The sequence below is a fragment of the Kitasatospora sp. NPDC127067 genome (genome assembly GCF_042724755.1).
Lineage (GTDB): Bacteria > Actinomycetota > Actinomycetes > Streptomycetales > Streptomycetaceae > Kitasatospora > Kitasatospora lactacystinica.
Window position 1 is genome coordinate 1 of record NZ_JBHXEM010000026.1, and the last position, 16,759, is coordinate 16,759.

Annotated in this window: 12 protein-coding genes; 3 read left to right on the forward strand and 9 right to left on the reverse strand. The window is 74.4% G+C overall.

Annotation, left to right across the window (positions count from 1 at the left end; translation table 11 throughout):
* Positions 1-109: 109 nt before the first annotated feature.
* Together ACFWJ4_RS14050 and ACFWJ4_RS14055 are read left to right on the forward strand one after the other, a co-directional pair.
* Positions 110-481 (forward strand): BlaI/MecI/CopY family transcriptional regulator, encoded by a 372-nt coding sequence (locus ACFWJ4_RS14050; RefSeq protein ID WP_380543203.1) that lies wholly within the window; start codon positions 110-112, stop codon positions 479-481.
* A complete protein-coding gene (locus ACFWJ4_RS14055; protein WP_380543206.1) occupies positions 478-1,446 on the forward strand; it encodes a M56 family metallopeptidase in 969 nt (322 codons plus the stop codon). The genes ACFWJ4_RS14050 and ACFWJ4_RS14055 overlap by 4 nt, the downstream gene beginning before the upstream one ends.
* A 238-nt stretch (positions 1,447-1,684) precedes the next feature.
* Here the strand turns inward: ACFWJ4_RS14055 and ACFWJ4_RS14060 are convergent, their stop codons facing one another.
* The 3 genes from ACFWJ4_RS14060 to ACFWJ4_RS14070 form a co-directional block, all read right to left on the reverse strand.
* Positions 1,685-2,704 (reverse strand): acetamidase/formamidase family protein, encoded by a 1,020-nt coding sequence (locus ACFWJ4_RS14060; RefSeq protein ID WP_380543209.1) that lies wholly within the window; start codon positions 2,702-2,704, stop codon positions 1,685-1,687.
* Complete coding sequence (locus ACFWJ4_RS14065) at positions 2,701-4,203, reverse strand: APC family permease (protein ID WP_380543212.1); 1,503 nt, start codon at positions 4,201-4,203, stop codon at positions 2,701-2,703. Before ACFWJ4_RS14065 ends, ACFWJ4_RS14060 begins: the two co-directional genes overlap by 4 nt.
* A gap of 116 nt (positions 4,204-4,319) precedes the next feature.
* Positions 4,320-5,396: an ABC transporter substrate-binding protein gene (locus ACFWJ4_RS14070; protein ID WP_380543215.1), complete on the reverse strand. Its 1,077-nt coding sequence runs from the start codon at positions 5,394-5,396 to the stop codon at positions 4,320-4,322.
* Between the two features lie 55 nt (positions 5,397-5,451).
* On the opposite strand from ACFWJ4_RS14070, the gene ACFWJ4_RS14075 reads away from it, so the two are divergent.
* The gene (locus ACFWJ4_RS14075) at positions 5,452-5,982 is read left to right on the forward strand and encodes a MarR family winged helix-turn-helix transcriptional regulator (RefSeq protein WP_380543217.1); all 531 of its coding nucleotides are present in this window, start codon (positions 5,452-5,454) and stop codon (positions 5,980-5,982) included.
* A gap of 151 nt (positions 5,983-6,133) precedes the next feature.
* On the opposite strand, the gene ACFWJ4_RS14080 is transcribed toward ACFWJ4_RS14075, so the two are convergent.
* From ACFWJ4_RS14080 to leuS, 6 genes are all read right to left on the reverse strand, one after another.
* Entirely contained in the window at positions 6,134-7,219 is a 1,086-nt protein-coding gene (locus tag ACFWJ4_RS14080) for an NlpC/P60 family protein (protein ID WP_359898744.1), read from the reverse strand.
* Between the two features lie 404 nt (positions 7,220-7,623).
* Positions 7,624-10,275, reverse strand: a complete 2,652-nt coding sequence (locus tag ACFWJ4_RS14085; RefSeq protein WP_380543220.1) for a ComEC/Rec2 family competence protein — start codon at positions 10,273-10,275, stop codon at positions 7,624-7,626.
* A 57-nt stretch (positions 10,276-10,332) separates the two neighbouring features.
* Positions 10,333-11,355 (reverse strand): helix-hairpin-helix domain-containing protein, encoded by a 1,023-nt coding sequence (locus ACFWJ4_RS14090; RefSeq protein ID WP_380543223.1) that lies wholly within the window; start codon positions 11,353-11,355, stop codon positions 10,333-10,335.
* 199 nt (positions 11,356-11,554) lie between these two features.
* Positions 11,555-12,400 (reverse strand): DegV family protein, encoded by an 846-nt coding sequence (locus ACFWJ4_RS14095; protein WP_380543226.1) that lies wholly within the window; start codon positions 12,398-12,400, stop codon positions 11,555-11,557.
* A gap of 83 nt (positions 12,401-12,483) precedes the next feature.
* Positions 12,484-13,275 carry a hypothetical protein gene (locus ACFWJ4_RS14100; protein ID WP_380543229.1) on the reverse strand — a complete coding sequence of 264 codons (792 nt, stop codon included), beginning with the start codon at positions 13,273-13,275 and terminating at the stop codon, positions 12,484-12,486.
* Between the two features lie 379 nt (positions 13,276-13,654).
* Positions 13,655-16,540 carry a leucine--tRNA ligase gene (gene leuS, locus ACFWJ4_RS14105; protein ID WP_380543232.1) on the reverse strand — a complete coding sequence of 962 codons (2,886 nt, stop codon included), beginning with the start codon at positions 16,538-16,540 and terminating at the stop codon, positions 13,655-13,657.
* Between the last annotated feature and the right edge of the window lie 219 nt (positions 16,541-16,759).

Below are 16,759 nucleotides of genomic sequence, written 5' to 3' on the forward strand. Positions count from 1 at the left end.
CGCCCGTCCCCTTCACCCGGGGGCGGGCGCCCGGCGCTCGCCGTACCATGGGCCGCGTTCCGGCGGGCGAAAGGCGCCGGTGGTCGGCTCGGCGAGGGAGAAGAGGGCGGTGCTACGGGGCTTCGGCGATCTGGAGGCCGAGATCATGGACCGGTTCTGGTCCTGGGGCCGGCCCGCCACGGTGCGCGAGGTGGTGGACGACCTCCAGCGGGAGCGGGCGGTCGCGTACACCACCGTCACCACGGTCGCGGACATCCTGCACACCAAGGGCTGGCTGCGTCGCGACAAGGTCGGCCGCGCCTGGGTGTACGAACCGACCTGCACCCGCGAGGAGTACACCGCCCGGCTGATGCACCAGGCGCTGGAGACCACCCCCGACCGGGCGGGCGCACTGCTCCACTTCGTCGGCCGGATCAGCGGGGACGAGGCCTCGGCCCTGCTCGCCGCCCTCGAACAGGTGAAGTCCCGGGGCCCTGAGTGACCCTCGCGGTGCTCTGCCTCCACCTGCTGGTGACCGGCGTCCTGCTGCCCCGCCGGCTGGCCGGCTCCGTCCGGCTCCAGGCCCGTCCGGCGACGGGCGCGGCGCTCTGGCTCGCCCTGATGGCCTCGTTCACGGTGGCCCTGCTGCTCACCGCGCACCACGCGGTGGAGCCCTTCACCCACCGGCCGGCCGGACTGCTCGGCCTGCTCGGGTTGCTCGACCTGTTCGGCCTGTTCGGGCACCCCCCGCACGGCGAACCGACCGGGCCGGGTCTGCCGCACACCCACGACTGGTGGCTGCTCACCGTCGGCGGGGCCCTGTTCGCCGCCCTGGTGACGGCCGTCGGTCTGCGCACCGGACGGGACCGGCGACGGCATCGGGCAGTGCTGGACGTGGTCGGCGTACCGGACCGGCGCTGGGACGCGCTGGTGCTGGAGCACGGCCGGCCGGCCGTCTACTGCCTGCCCGGGCGCCGCTCCCGGGTGGTGCTGTCGCGCGGGGCGCTGCGGCTGCTGGACGAGCGGCAGCTCGCGGCGGCCGTCGCCCACGAACACGGGCACATCCGCGGCCGCCACCACCTGTTCCGGCTGCCGGCCGACACCTTCGCGCTGCTGCTCGGGCCGCTGCCGCTGGCCCGGCTGGGGCGCTCCGAGGTGGCGCTGCTGCTGGAGATGGCGGCGGACGACACGGCGCTGGAGCGGGCGTCGCGCGACGAACTGGCCTCCGCCCTCTGCGCGTTGGCGACCGGCGGACCGGCTCCGGCCGCCGGGGCAGAGGCCGGCGGGGCCGGGGCTGGGAACGGGGCCGAGGCCGGCGGGGCCCTGGGGGTGGCGTCCACCGGGGTACTCGCCCGAGTCCGGCGGCTGGCCCGGCCGGGGCCCGGACGGCGCCGGCCGGTCTGGCGGTTCGGGGTGTCGGTGCTGCCGCTGCTCCCGTACCTGCTGGTCTGCGCGCCGCGCCCCTGAGACACCCCGGGGCTCCCCCGCGGGCCCGTCGGCGTGGGGGTGCCGACGGGCCCCGGGTGGGGGCGGGGTGGGGGTCCGTGGGATTTGCCGGGACTTTGACCCGCGCGGGCGAACCCGCGGGTCGAAGTCGTGCGTTCGGGCCCGCATGTCCGGACCGGCACGTCCGGACCAGTACGTCCGGGCCGATGCGTCAGGACCGGTGCGTCCGGATCCGCGGGCCCGGACCGGCGGGGCGCCGCTACCGGTGCCGCAGGTACGCCCAGGCGGTCTCGCGCAGGCGGTCGTGCAGCCCGTCGTAGGCGCGGGCCCGGCCGAGCAGGTTCTTCGGCAGCTTGGCGACCATCGTGTAGTTGGTGTCGCAGACGTTCGCCGCCGGAGCCAGCCCGGCCTGACTGACCAGTTGGTAGGCGTCGAGCTGGTCGAGGCCGAGCAGTTCGCCGGTCCAGCCGACCAGGTCGTGCTGGCTGATCCGGAACGCGTCCTCCAGCGGACGGGCCGAGCCGGTGCCGATCAGGAAGTCGTCGTTCTCCAGCCGGGGCCAGGCCGGGCCGCCGCCCTTGATCAGGTCGACGATCACGGTGGTGCGCATCGCCGCCTCCACCGCCGTGCCGCAGACCTCGCCCTCGCCCTGACGGGCGTGGCCGTCGCCGATGGCGAGCAGGCCGCCCTCGGCGTTGACCCGGAAGTAGGCGGTGGTGCCGGCCCGCATCTCGGGGGTGTCCAGGTTGCCGCCGTGCGCGCCCGGGGTGATGGAGGCCAGCACCTCGCCGGCCGCCGGGGCGACGCCGACCGTGCCGTGCATCGGGTCGAGCGGCAGGTCCACCGTGAAGTCGCCGGTGCGGGCCCGGAACCGGCAGACGCCCGACTTGACGTCCAGGTCGTAGACCCAGACCCGCTCCTCCAGGGCCGGGTGGAGCATCGCGGTGGAGTGGGTCGCGGTCAGCGCGCCGAAGTGCGGGAAGGTGCTGGAGATGCCGTACTCCCGGGCCGGGGTGATCTCCACGAAGTGCACCGCGAGGACGTCCCCGGGCTCGGCGCCGGCCACCGCGATCGGGCCGGTGACCGGGTTGAGGTAGGGGAAGACGCACACCTGGCTGGGCAGGTCGCCGGTGCCGCGCACCTTGCCGCCGAAGCAGTCCTCGGTGGTCAGCTCGATGACGGTGCCGGGCCGGACGGTGACCAGCGGGTCGCGGCCGCCGAAGGTGTAGGCGTAGTCCTCCGGGGTCGGGTTCAGCCGGACGATCTCGGGCAGGCTCACTTCTTCTCCTTGGCGGTGGCGGCGTTCGGGGCGGCGTCGGTGGTGGCGGCCCCGTCGGTGGCGGCGTCGTTCGTGGCGGCCCCGGTGCGGGCGGCGGCACCGTCGGTGGCGGCCTCGGCCTCGGCGACGGCCGGCCGGGGCTTGCGCCCGGTCGCCGTCAGCCCGGCGAGCACGATCCCGCCGACGAGCAGCCAGACGAAGCCGAGCCGCTGGGCCGCGATGTTGGCGTTGACGACCACGTACGCGAGGATCGCGAAGCCGAGCGCCGGAGCGATCAGGTGCCGCCAGTAGTCCTTGCTGCGCCTGCGGACGAGGTAGTGGACGACCACGGCGACGTGCAGGACCAGGAAGGTGGTCAGCGCCCCGAAGTTGACCAGGGTGCTGAGCAGGGTGATGCCGTCCTCGCGCGAGGCCATGCAGAGGCCGAGCACCAGCGAGATCGCGGCGGTCAGCAGGGTCGCGTTGACGGGCACCCGGCGGGTGGGGTGGATCCGGGCCAGGAAGGCGGGCAGCTGGCGGTCGCGGGCCATCGCGTACAGCAGCCGGGAGGTGGCCGCCTGGGCGACCAGCGAGTTGGCGAAGCCCCAGGCCACGGCGGTGGAGGCGGCGGTCAGGGTGGCGAGCCAGCCGCCTGCGGCGGTGCGGGCCGCGTCGTAGAAGGCGGTGCCGTTCGGGTCGCCGTCCCGGATCAGCGCGTCGGGGTCGGCGACCAGCAGCGAGGCGACCCAGGTCTGCACGATGAACAGTGTGCCCGCGAGCAGCAGTGCGGCGACCATGGACCGGCCGATGGCCTTGGCGGAGTCGCGGTTCTCCTCCGAGAGGGTGGAGATGCCGTCGAAGCCCAGGAAGCTGAGCACCGCGATCGAGACCGCCCCGAAGGCCAGGCTCCACGAGAAGGTGTGCGGGTCGTACAGCGGGGTGAAGTCGAAGCCCCGGCCCTTGCCGTTGGCCAGGGCGATGACCCCGACCACCACGAACAGGGCCAGCACGACGAGTTCGCCGATCAGCATCGCCTTGTTGACCCGGTTGGTGGTCTCGATGCCGAGGTAGTTGACCACGGTGTTGAGCAGCACGAAGCCGATCAGCCAGAGCCAGACCGGGATGGACGGCACCAGCGAGTTCATGGCCACGCCGGCGATCAGATAGAGCAGTCCGGGCACCAGCACGTAGTCGAGCAGGATCATCCAGCCGGCCAGGAAGCCGACCGGGGCGGCGATGCCGCGGCCCGCGTAGGTGTAGACCGAGCCGGCCATCGGGAAGGCCCGGGACATCTGGGCGTACGACAGGGCGGTGAACATCATCGCCACCATGCCGAGGACGTAGGCCAGGGCGACCATGCCGCCGGAGCCCTGGAAGACGCCGCCGAAGATGCCGAACGGTGCGATCGGCACCATGAACACCAGCCCGTAGACGAGCAGGTCGGTGAAGCGGAGCGAACGGCGCAGTTCCTGCTGGTAGCCGTAGCTCTCGATGCCCTGGGGCGCGGGCGTGTCGGCCATGGTGCTCTCTCTCCGTGACGACCCTGCGGGTGTGTGGGGAGACTGTAGAGGCAACTATTTCCAGATGGAAGGGTTTTGCCGCGGCATTCCACCTGACGGGAAGGAGGCACCCGCGGTCAGCGCGGCAGCACCGCGAAGCCGAGGCCCTCGGCCCGGGCGAGGTGGATCCGCGCCCGGCCCGCACCCTCGCGGCGCAGCAGCCGGCCGGCCGCCGCCAGTAGGCCGTCCGGGGCCAGCGCCCCGCGGGCCGCCAGGTCGGCGAGCAGGTGCAGACCCTCGTACAGCCCCACCGCGTAGGCGTCCAGGACCGGCGCCCACGGACCGCACAGCGCCCGGTGCCGCTCGGCGAGGCTCTGCCGGCACTCCTCCGCCAGCGTCGCGAAGGAGGGCATCGCGGCGTAGAGCGTCCCGGTGTCGTCGCCGCCGAGCGCGAGCAGGCCGTTCTCCTCCAGGGCGCCGGAGAGCCGCACCAGCGTGCGGTCGAGCCCGCAGCGCCGCAGCGCCCGGTTGAAGTGCACCAGGTCACGCCCGATCAGACTGAGCAGCAGGGCGTCCGCGCGGGCGGCGCGCAGCGCGTCCAACAGCGGGTCGAGCATCTCCTCGACCGCCCCGAACGGGACCCGCCGCTCCAGCACCACCCGGGCACCGGCCCGCGCCGCGAGACCCTCGGCGGCCCGGTGGACGGCGCGCGGCCAGATGTAGTCGTTGCCGATCAGCGCCCAGCGGCGGATCCTGTGACGCACCGTCACCTCTCGCACTGCGGAGCCGAGTTGACGGTACGGGTCGATGCCGGTGCAGAGCACGCCGGGCAGCCGGGAACCGCCCTCGTGCGGCGGGGTGAAGACGTACGCGACGCGGCCCGCGGCGACGCTCTCCACCGCCCGGTGCACATCGCTGGTGTGGCACCCGGCGAGCGCGTCCAGCGCCCCGGCGTCCAGCAGCCGCCCCACCTCGCCGGCGACCCGGCCCGGCGCTCCGCCGCCGTCCACCAGCACCAGCTCCAGCGGGCGGCCCCGGACACCGCCGGCCGCGTTGACCTCGTGCGCGGCGAGCAGCGCCCCGTCCAGCGCGGACGGGCCGGTGAGACCGAGCGGGCCGGACTGCGGCACGACGAGGCCCACCCGAAGCGCCGCCCCCTCCCGTACCGAGTGCAGCGCGTCGAGCGGATCGATCAAGCTCACCTCGACGCTCACGGTGCGAGTATCGTCGTACCGCCGATATCGGGAAAGGCCGGAGAGGGAGCGTCCGATGACCGCAGCTGGTGCCGCGCCGGGGATCGACACCCGTCCCGGTGATCCCGTCGGCCCGGCCGCGAACCGGTCCCCGGGTGAGTCCGCGGGCGCGTCCACGAGTGAGTCCCCGGGCGACCGTCCCGCCGCCCCCGAGCCGCTGCTGGTCGAGCTGGTGACGCTGGCCCACCGCCGGCTCTCCGGCGGCCTCGCCGCCGCCCTGGCCGAGGAGGACTGCACCGTCGACCAGTGGCGGCTGCTGCGCGCCCTCGCGGACGGCCGGGGGCACGCGATGGGAGAGCTGGCCCAGGCCCTGCTGATCCCGCAGGCGAGCCTGAGCCGGCTGGTGGACTCGCTGTGCGACTCCGGCTGGGTCTACCGGCGCCAGGACGACCAGGACCGCCGCCGGATCACCGCCCACCTCTCCCGCCAGGGCCGCACCCGGCTGACCCGCCTCGACGCCCTCGCCGCCGCCCACGACGCCGCCGTCCGCCGGGCCTGCGGCCTCACCGACCCGGCGCACCTGCTGCAGCGGCTCGCCGCGCTCTGACCGGCCCGTCCCCCGACCGGCGCCGCCACGACCACGGCGGCCCGCCCCGACCGGCGGCGCCACGCGCCCCCTTGAACCCAAGGACCGATGTCCGCGCAACGACGACGGCCCGCCCCCGCCGAAGCGGGAACGGGCCGGTGGTGGCGCGCGGTCAGGCCGGGCGGACGGCGCCCTTGTACGGCATCGCGGAGATCGGCAGGACCTCGATGTTCTTGCCCGTGCGCGGGGCGTGGATCATCTTGCCGTCGCCGATGTACAAACCGACGTGGTGGATGTCGTCGTAGAAGAAGACCAGGTCGCCGGGCTGGAGGTTGGCCCGGTCGACGTGCGGGCCGTCGTTCCACTGGTCCTGGGAGATCCGGGAGAGCTTGACGCCCGCCGCGCGGTAGGCGGCACCGGTGAGGCCGGAGCAGTCGAAGCTGTTGGGGCCGGTCATGCTCCAGCCGTAGGGCTTGCCGAGCTGGGCCTGGGCGAAGGCGATGATGGTCGCGGCCCGGCCGCTGGCCGCCGGCACCGGGGCGTTCATGTCCGGGCGGTCGGCGGAGCGGGAGGCGCGGTCCTTGGCGGCCGCGGTGGCGGCCTGCTGGGCCTCGGCCTTGGCCTTCTCGGCGTTCTGCTGGGCGTTGATCTTGGCGCGGTCCTCGGCGCTGAGCTTGTTCAGCATCGCCTGGGCCTGGGCCAGCTTGCCCTGGATGTCCTTCTTCTGCTCCGCCAGCTGCGTGCCCACCGAGTCGAGCGCGGCCAGGGTGGCGGTGGCCTCGGCGCGGTCCTGGTCGAGCTTGCGCTGCTCGTCCTGGGCCTGCTTGAGCAGGTTCGCCTGGGATTCGGAGACCTGGCTCTGCACCGCGGCGCGCTCCAGGTAGGCGGACGGGTCGGAGTCGAGCATCAGCTGGACCGACGCGTCGATGCCGTTGCTGCGGTACTGGTCGGCGGCGACCGCGCCGAGCCGGGTCCGCAGCTCGTTCATCGCCTCCTGGCCGCGGGCGACCTTCTCCTGGATCAGGTTGGCCTCGCCCTGGAGCTTCTGCTGCTTCTCCTGGAAGCCGTTGAACTTCTCGATCGCCTGCTCGGCGTCCTCGTTGAGCTGGTCGACCTGTTCCTTGACGGAGGCGAGGCTCGGGGTCGGCTCGGCGTGGGCGGTGCCGGAGGCGAGGACCGCGCCGCCGGCCGCCATGGCCGTGGTGAGGACCGCCATGCGGGCCCGGCTCGGCGGGTTGGGCTTGCGACGCTTTCCCATGACGGTCGCCCTCCTTCGGGGGAATCTGGGGACGGTCCGGACGGGGCGGGGGACGGCTCGGCCGGGACCGGGGACAGCGAAGGCGGGCAGGGCGAGCAACGGGGGGGTGCTGCCCCGCCCACCTTCTTCGAAGTAACTTAATAGATGAGGGCCCGGGTTCCGCAATCCCCCTGATCATGACGATTTGACGGCATGACGGGACATCGATCGCGTTCCGTGCCATCGGCGTTGACCTCGGACGCCGCCGCTCGCCGACGACGGCCCGGGACCACCCCCCCCCGGGCGGGCCCCCCCCCGCCCCCCCCCCGGAACGTTTCTGCTGGCTCTGCGCCGCTCCTCCTCACACCACCCCCTTCTACTTTCCATGCCCCCACGTGATTGGTGGGAGGAGGAGAGCGCGGGGGTCAGGTGGGCGGGGCTCGGGGGGTGCCTGGGGTCTGCCCGGGATGGGCGTGGGGTGCGGGGCCGTGCCCATGAGCGCCACCTGGCCCGGCGGGGGTGCCGGGGCGGCGGGCCGCGTGGGCGGGCCGGGGACGGACGGCGACGCCGAGGGTGGCCGGGGAGTCGCCCGTCACCGCGATGTCCCCTTCCCGGTCGGTGCGCAGCACGGTGGCGCCGAGTGCGCGCAGGTGGTCGACCGTCCTCGGGGACGGGTGACCGTACGGGTTGCCCTCGCCGCAGGAGATGAGGGCCAGCCGGGGCCGCAGGGCACCCGCCAAGTCCCAGTCCTGGTGGGCCGATCCGTGATGCGCCACCTTCACGACATCGGCCTTCCCCATCCGGCCCAGCAGTGCCGACTGGGCCTGCGGTTCGAGATCGCCGAGCAGTGCCATCCGTAGTCCTCCTGTCAGTGCCACCATCAAGGCGACGCTTGCGTTGTTCGGGCCCGGCGCCTCGACCGCCGAGCCGGGGACGGGCCACACCACGTCCCAGGCCAACCCGGCGCCGGCCGACCGCCGTTCACCTCGACCGGCTCTCAGCAGCGGGAGGCCCGCGCCTGCCGCCCAGCCCGCCACCCGGGCGGCCTCGCCCGGTGGATCGTCCAAGGTGGTGCCCTCGACCGCGCCGACCCTGCGGCCCCGCAGCACCCCCGGCACGCCCTCGACGTGGTCGGCGTGGAAGTGCGTCAGCAGCAGTAAGGGAACCGTCGTGATGCCGAGGTCGCGCAGGCATCTGTCCGCGGCGTTCGGATCCGGCCCGGCGTCGATCACCACCGCGCTGTCCGGCGCCCCCGCCGCCAGGGCCAGCATGTCTCCCTGTCCGACGTCGCACATCACCAGCCGCCACCCCGGCGGCGGCCAGCCGGTGGCGATCCGGGTGAGCTGCGGCGGGCGCAGCAGCACGGCCAGCAGGACCGCCGTCAGCGCCCCCGTCACCAGGGCCCGCGCCCAGCGCCGCCGCCCGTACGCCGGCAGCGGGCTGCCGGGCCGCGCCCGTCGGGGCAGCAGGAGCGGCGCCGCCCAGCAGCCGGCCAGGACGGCCAGCGCGACCGTCGCCGTCCCGAACCACCCTCCCGGCCAGTCCAGTTGGCCGCCCGGAATCCCGGCACCACGGCGTGCCACGAGGGAGAGCCAGCCGGCCGGCACTCCGGCCGGTTCCGCGAGCAGACGGGCGAGGTCCGGAAGGAGCGGCTGCAGGGCGAGCACCCCGAAGCCGAGCAGCGTCGCCGGGGCCACCGCCGGCTCGGCCAGCAGGTTGCAGGGGATCCCGACCAGGCTGATGTGCCCGGACAGCACCACCGTCACCGGCGCGCACAGGGCCTGGGCGGCCGCCGTGGCCGCGAGCGCGCCTGCCAGGTGGTACGGCCAGCGGCGGGCCCGCAGGGCCTCGGCCCAGTGCGGTCCGAGGACGAGCAGCCCGGCGGTTGCGAGCACCGACAGCAGGAAGCCGAACGAGCGGGCCAGGAACGGATCCAGCAGGACCAGCACCAGGACCGCTCCGGCGAGCGCGGGCACCGCCTTGCGGGGACGGCCGGCGGCCAGGGCCAGCATGCCGATCAGCCCCGTCCCGGCGGCCCGCAGCACGCTGGGCTCGGGCCGGCAGACCGTGACGAAGGCCAGGGTCAGCGCGGTGCCGAGCAGCGCACCGGTGCGCAGTGACAGCCCCAGCAGCGCGGCCAGCCCGCGCCGTTCCGGGGTGCCGGCCTGCCCGGGCGCGCCCAGCAGCGCACCGAGGACGATCGCCAGGTTGGCCCCGCTGACCGCCACCAGGTGGACCAGGTCGGTGGCCCGGAAGGCGTCGTCGAGGTCGTCGGGCAGTCGAGAGGTGTCGCCGACCACCAGCCCCGGGAGCAGCCCGCGCGCGTCCGCCGGAAGTCCGTCGGTGGCGGTGCGCAGGCCTTCGCGCAGCCGGCCGGCGATCCGCTGGGGCAGGCTCGGCGGCGCCAGCTGCCGGGGCTGCCCGTGGACGACCAGCAGCGCGGCCGACTCGGTGTCATGCCCCTCCCCCGCCGGCCGCACCTCAACCTCCGCCGCCAGCCGCTGGGACGGGAGCACCCGTTGCCAGGGCTCGCTCCGCGCCCCTCGGACCATGACCGTCACCGGCGTCCGCGTGCGGGTGCTCCGCCCGTCCGGGAGCAGGGTGACGCGGTCGGCCACCGCCTCGACGGTGAGGAGCGTCTGCCCGGCGGCGGGGCCGCCCCGGGAGGTGTGGGCCTTCGGGTCCCCCGTGATCGTCAGCTCCACCTCCACCACCGGGGACGGCGTTCCCGGCTCGGCGGCCACGGATGCGCGGGCGAGCTCCGGCAGCGGCCCCCGGTGGAGGTCGGAGGTGTGCAGCGGGGTGGCGATCGCGGCCGCCGCGCCGGTGAGCAGGACGGCGGCCAGCGTCGCCGAGGACCCGCGCCGGCGCAGGACCCCCGGCCGGGTGAGCAGCAGGACGGCCGCGAGCACGGCAAGACCGGCCGCGGTGAGGGCGAGGGCCTCGTACCCCGGTTCCAGGCCGAGGAGCGCCGCCGTGACCGTCCAGGCCGAGACGGCGGGCAGCAGCAGCCGGAAGTCGGCGCCCGCGGAGCGGGGCGCAGCGGCCGGACCGGCCGGCGTGGTGGCGGCGGACATGGCGGTACCTCCCTTCGGTGGCCGGGGAAGCGGGCGGGGACGACGGCTGTGGCGGCGTCAGAGGGTGAGGAGCGGGCGGAGTTCCGCATACGTGCGGGCGCCGATGCCGCTGACCTGCCGGAGTTGGTCGAGGGAGCGGAAGGAGCCGTGCGAGGTGCGGTAGGCGAGGATGCGCTGGGCGAGGGTGGGGCCGACGCCGGGAAGGGTGTCGAGCTGTTCGAGCGTGGCGCGGTTGAGGCTGACGGGTGGTCGGGGTGCGGCGGGGTCCGGAGGTCCGCTCCCGCTGCCGACGACGGCCGGGGCGGGGGCGGGCGCCGGTTCGCCGACCAGGATCTGCTCACCGTCCGTCAGGATGCGGGCCAGGTTGAGGCTCCTGGTGTCCGTCTCCGGCAGCGGCCCGCCTGCCGCCCGCAGGGCGTCGGCCACCCGGGAGCCGCCGGGCAGGGTGTGCAGGCCGGGGAGGTGGACCCGCCCGCCGATGTCCACCACGACCTCCGCCCCGGTACCGGCGGCAGGCCCGGCCCTGGGGTCGACGGCGGAGGCGTCGGCGGGAGCGGGCGGCTCGGCCCCCGCCGGTGCCGCGACGGCCGCCGACGCGGGCACGGCGACCGTCTCCGGCCGGGCCAGCCAGAAGTGCTGTACGGCGTAGCCGACCGCGAACAGCAGCAGGATGGCCAGCCCGGCCACCGCACGCCGGTCGAGCGCCAACGCCGAGCCGAGCGGGGGGAACGAGGCGAACGAGGGGACTCGCGGACGTGCCCCGGCCTCCGGTGGATCCACAGCGTCACCCGGATCCACAGTGTCACCCGGATCCGGCGCGGCACCCGCGTCCGGCGTTGCCGGCACCGCCGCCTGCAACGCTGCCTGCAACGCTGCCTGCAACGGCAACGACGGGCCGCCGGCAGCCGCCGCCCGGCCCCTTGTCGGCGATGCGGCCGACCCCGGGGAGCCCCCGCCGACGCCGCCCTCCGGCTCGTCACCCGTCGGCTCGCCACCCGCCGGCAGCAGCGCGGCCATCCGCAGCCGTACCGTCTCGTTGATCGCATGGCGCTTCGCCGCGCCCAGGCCCATGGTCGTCATGCCGAGGACGGTAGGAGTCCTCCGGTAAGCGCGCGGAAATCAACCAAACCCTGTGGACAACCCGGGGGTTGTGGATAAAAAGTGTCACTCACAGGAGTGAGCAGGGCCATCCGAAATTGACCAGCCGACCAAGCAACCAGCCGACCAGGCAACCAGGCAGCCAGCCGGAGCGCCCGACACCGGCAACCACCCGCACCACTCAGCGCGGCGCGACCACCACCGCCAGCAGCCCCGGCCCGACGTGCGCGCCGATCACCGCCCCCACCTCGCCCACGTACAGCTCCCGCAGCCCCGGCACCCGGGCCCGCAGCCGCTCCGCGAGCGGTTCGGCCCGGTCCTCGGCCGCCAGGTGGTGCACGGTGATGTCGACCTCCTGCTCCCCCGACCGCTCGACCGCGATCTCCTCCAGCCGCGCGATCGCCCGCGACGCCGTCCGCACCTTCTCCAGCGGCTCGATCCGCCCGCCGTCCAGGTGCAGCAGCGGCTTGACCGCCAGGGCCGAGCCGAGCAGCGCCCGCGCCGCCCCGATCCGTCCGCCGCGCCGCAGGTGCTCCAGGGTGTCGACGTAGAAGAACCCGCTGGTCCGGGCCGCCCGCCGCTCGGCCGCCTCGGCCGCCTCCGCCAGGCCCTGCCCGGCCGCGATGGCGTCGGCCGCCGACAGCACCCCGTACCCGAGCGCCATCCCGACCAGCCGGCTGTCCACCACCCGCACCGGTACGGGCGCCTCGGCGGCGGCCAGCCGGGCGGCCTCGACGGTGCCGGACAGTTCGCCGGAGATGTGCACCGAGACGATCCCCTTCGCCCCGGCCTCGGCGGCCGCCCGGTAGGTGGCGGCGAAGGTCTCCGGGTTCGGCCGGGAGGTGGTCACCCGCTGCTTGCCGCGCAGCGCCTCGGCGACGTCCTTCGGGGAGATCTCGACGCCCTCGCTCAGGACCGAGCCACCGACCGCGACGCTCAGCGGGACCACCGTGATCCCGTGCCGGTCGAGGGTCTCCTGCGGCAGATAGGCCGTGGAATCGGTGACAAGCGCGAGGTCGGAGGGCATGAGCCGGAGGTTACTCCCCGCCGGTCCGGGAGGACAGCGCCCGGTCCGGGCACCGGCCGAAGGCCTCGCGCCGCCCCGCCGGCTCAGCCTGCCGAGGGCCCCGTCGAAGGCCCGGCCGAGGGCTTGCGCAGCCGCTGCGCCAGCTTGGCCAGCGGATCGGCGAGCCCGAGCAGCTCCTCGGCACTCGCACGCCCCTTCCCGTCGGTCAGCCGGGCCCGAGCCGCACTCCCGGCCGCGCCGCCGGAACCGCCGGAACCCGCGGAACCCGCGGAACCGGCAGAGCCCGAGGCACCCGGAGCCTGGCCGGAGGACGCACCCCCCGCGGTGTCCCAGTGCCGCAGCGCCCCCGCCTCGCTCTCGCACTCCTGGCTCAGCCGGCTCAGCTCGTCGTCCGCGAACCGCTGCATCCGGTCCTGCGCCGCCCAGCGCATGGTCTCCGCCGAGTGCGTGATCCGCTCGGCCCGCTCGCGCAGCTCGGGCAGCTTGGCGGCGATCCGCGCGGTCTCCGGCTCGCGCTCCAGCATCCGCAGCTCGCCGTCGAGCTCGGCGGCGTGCTCGTCGAGCCGCTTCAGCAGGGCGAGCGACTCGCCGAGCTGGCCGTCCTGCGCGAGGCCGCTCTCCAGCACCTGCCGGGTGCCGTCGAGCGAGGTCCGCAGGCGGAGCCGGACGGAGGCGATCTGTGCGGACGGGCCGACCTTGGTGTACGTCTTCGCCTTGAGGGTGGCGGTCTCCACGGCCCGGCGGGCGCTGGCCTCGTGCTTCTCGATCTTCGCGCCGACGGCCTTGGCGGCCTTGACCGTGCCGACCACGGCCAGCACCATCACCGCGACCCCGAAGAGCAGGACCAGGCCGATCATCACGCCGAACACGTCCATCGCGCGCCACCTTCCGCCGTCGTTCCGGCCCCCACCGGGCCCAACGCGGGCCGCAATTGCCGAGGGTTCCACGGTAGCCGCCGGAAGCCGTCCGGGGGCAGCCCGAGCGGCCCCCGCGGACGGAGATCAGGGTCAGATCCGGGATCTCCCCGAGGGTCCCCGACCGCCTCGGAAAGCCCCCGCGAGCACCCTCCGACGCCTCCGCGAAACGCCGGGCGGAAACCGCCGGCCCCTCCGCGAAACGCCGGGCGGGAAACCCCTCCGGCCCCCACCTCCCGCAAAACGCCGGGCGGGCGCCCCGAAGGACGCCCGCCCGACCGCTCCGCGCTCGCTGCCTCGGCAGCCGCGCACAGCCGCGCTCGATCAAGCTCAGCCGCACTCAGCCGGTGACGATGTTCACCAGCTTCGGCGCCCGCGCGATCACCTTCCGCACCTCGGCCCCGCCGATCGCCGCGACGACCGCCGGCTCCGCCAGCGCCAGCGCCTCCAGCTCGGCGTCCGAGATGCCCGGCGCGACCTCCAGCCGCGCCTTGACCTTGCCCTTGATCTGGACCACGCAGGTCACCGTCTCGTCCACCACGTACGCCGGGTCGGCGACCGGGTAGTCGGTGTGCGCCAGCGAGTCGCCGTGGCCCAGTCGGCGCCACAGCTCCTCGGCGATGTGCGGGGCCAGCGGGGCGACCATCAGCACCAGCTGCTCGGCCACCGCCCGCGGCGTGGAGCCGCGCTTGACCAGGTAGTTGTTCAGCTCGATGGCCTTGGCGACGGCCGTGTTGAAGCGCAGCCCGGCCATGTCGCCGCGGATGCCGTCGATCGCCTTGTGCAGGGCGCGCAGCGTCGCCTCGTCGGGCGCGTCGTCGGTGACGACCAGCTCGCCGGTGGTCTCCGAGACGACGTTGCGCCACAGGCGCTGCAGGAAGCGGTACGAACCGACGACGGCGCGGGTGTCCCACGGGCGGGAGACGTCCAGCGGGCCCATCGACATCTCGTACAGGCGCAGCGTGTCGGCCCCGTACTCGTCGGCGATGTCGTCCGGCGCGACGGCGTTCTTCAGGGACTTGCCCATCTTCCCGGCCTCGCGCTTGACCGGCTCGCCCTGCCAGAAGTACTGGCCGTCGCGCTCCTCGACCTCGGCGGCGGGCACCGGGAAGCCGCGCTCGTCGCGGTAGACGTCGGCGGTGATCATGCCCTGGTTGAACAGCTTGTGGAACGGCTCGACGGACGAGACGTGGCCCAGGTCGTGCAGCACCTTGTGCCAGAAGCGCGCGTACAGCAGGTGCAGCACGGCGTGCTCGGCGCCGCCGACGTACAGGTCGGCGCCACCGGCCGGCTTGGTCTCCGTCGGGCCCAGCCAGTACTTCTCGTTGGCCGGGTCGACGACCGCCGAGGAGTTCGACGGGTCGACGTAGCGCAGCTCGTACCAGCAGGAACCGGCCCAGTTGGGCATGGTGTTGGTCTCGCGGCGGTACTTCCGGACGCCGTCGCCCAGGTCCAGTTCGACGTTGACCCAGGCCTCGTTGCGCGACAGCGGGGTCTCCGGCGAGGAGGCGGCGTCGTACGCGTCGTAGGTGCGCGGCGAGTAGTCGTCGACCTCGGGGACCTCGACCGGCAGCATCGACTCGGGCAGCGCGTGCATGACGCCGTCCTCGTCGTAGACGATCGGGAAGGGCTCGCCCCAGTACCGCTGGCGGCTGAACAGCCAGTCGCGCAGGCGGTAGTTGACGGTGCCCTCGCCGATGCCGCGCTCGGCCAGCCAGGCGGTGACGGCGGCCTTGGCGTCGACGACGCTCAGCCCGTTCAGCGACAGGTCGCCTTCGGAGCGGGCGGAGTTGACGATGACGGAGTCGTAGGTGTCGAACGCGTCGTCCCACTCGGCCGGGTCGGAGCCGCGCCCGTCGGTCGGCTCGACGACGCAGCGCATCGGCAGCGCGAAGGCGCGGGCGAAGGCGAAGTCGCGGTGGTCGTGGGCGGGGACGGCCATGATGGCGCCGGTGCCGTAGCCCATCAGCACGTAGTCGGCGATGAACACCGGCACGGACTCGCCGCTGACCGGGTTGACGGCGTAGGCGCCGGTGAAGACGCCGGTCTTGACCTTGGCCTCGACCTGGCGCTCGACGTCCGACTTGGCGGCGGCCGTGGCGCGGTAGGCGGCGACGGCCTCGGCGGGGGTGGCGGCGCCGCCGGTCCACTCGGCGGGCACGTCCTCGGGCCAGGCGGCGGGGACGATCGAGTCGACCAGGCCGTGCTCGGGGGCCAGCACCATGTAGGTGGCGCCGAACAGGGTGTCGGGCCGGGTGGTGAAGACGGTGATCTTCCCGCCGTCGACGGCGAAGTCGACGCGGGCGCCCTCGGAGCGCCCGATCCAGTTGCGCTGCTGCAGCTTGATGGCCTCGGGCCAGTCCAGCAGGTCCAGGTCCTCGATCAGCCGGTCCGAGTACGCGGTGATGCGCATCATCCACTGGCGCAGGTTGGACTTGAACACCGGGAAGTTGCCGCGCTCGGAGCGGCCGTCCGCGGTGACCTCCTCGTTGGCCAGCACGGTGCCCAGGCCCGGGCACCAGTTGACCGGCACCTCCTTGGCGTAGGCCAGGCGGTACTCGCCCAGCACCTCGTCGCGCTCGGCGACGGACAGCTCGGCCCAGGCGCGCCCGCCCGGCAGCTCGCGCGCGCCGGACTCGAACCGGGCGACCAGCTCGGCGATCGGACGGGCCTTGCGGGCGTCCGCGTCGTACCAGGAGTTGAAGATCTGCAGGAAGATCCACTGGGTCCAGCGGTAGTACTCCGGGTCGATCGTGGAGATCGAGCGGCGCGGGTCGTGGCCCAGGCCCAGCCGGCGCAGCTGCTGGCGCATGTTGGCGATGTTGGCCTCGGTGGAGACCCGCGGGTGGGTGCCGGTCTGCACGGCGTACTGCTCGGCGGGCAGGCCGAAGGCGTCGTAGCCCAGCGTGTGCAGCACGTTGTGGCCGGTCATCCGCTGGTAGCGGGCGAAGACGTCGGTGGCGATGTAGCCCAGCGGGTGTCCGACGTGCAGGCCCGCGCCCGAGGGGTACGGGAACATGTCCATGATGAAGCTGTGCGGCTTCGCGGTGACGTCGCCGGCCGCCGGGTCGGCCAGCGCACCGGTGGGGTTGGGGGCGTGGAAGGTGCCCTCCTTCTCCCAGATGTCCTGCCAGCGGGACTCGATCTCGGCCGCCAGCGCGGCGCTGTACCGGAACGGCTCGGTCACGGTCTCGGCCGCGCCGGACGCAGGGGTCGTCTCGCTCATGGTCCTTCAAGCTCCATCGATGTCGGTTGGCGAACCGCACAGGCGGCCGGCCCGTGTACCCGGCCCGGGACGGGGTCGGGGGCGGAAAACAAAAAATCCCCTCGCAGGAGGGGACGCCACGCCGACTCCGGCACCGCCCGAGGGCTCAGCCGGTCCTGGTCAGCGCGGCCGGCTAAGGAGCAGGCGCACGGTTCGCATGGGCTCAGGGTACCGCAAGCG

Coding starts and splice junctions, on each gene's coding strand:
- ACFWJ4_RS14065 (WP_380543212.1), bottom strand. CDS start 4,203: ATGGCCGACACGCCCGCGCCCCAGGGCATCGAGAGCTACGGCTACCAG.
- ACFWJ4_RS14075 (WP_380543217.1), top strand. CDS start 5,452: ATGACCGCAGCTGGTGCCGCGCCGGGGATCGACACCCGTCCCGGTGAT.
- ACFWJ4_RS14080 (WP_359898744.1), bottom strand. CDS start 7,219: ATGGGAAAGCGTCGCAAGCCCAACCCGCCGAGCCGGGCCCGCATGGCG.
- ACFWJ4_RS14085 (WP_380543220.1), bottom strand. CDS start 10,275: ATGTCCGCCGCCACCACGCCGGCCGGTCCGGCCGCTGCGCCCCGCTCC.
- ACFWJ4_RS14090 (WP_380543223.1), bottom strand. CDS start 11,355: ATGACGACCATGGGCCTGGGCGCGGCGAAGCGCCATGCGATCAACGAG.
- ACFWJ4_RS14095 (WP_380543226.1), bottom strand. CDS start 12,400: ATGCCCTCCGACCTCGCGCTTGTCACCGATTCCACGGCCTATCTGCCG.
- ACFWJ4_RS14100 (WP_380543229.1), bottom strand. CDS start 13,275: ATGGACGTGTTCGGCGTGATGATCGGCCTGGTCCTGCTCTTCGGGGTC.
- leuS (WP_380543232.1), bottom strand. CDS start 16,540: ATGAGCGAGACGACCCCTGCGTCCGGCGCGGCCGAGACCGTGACCGAG.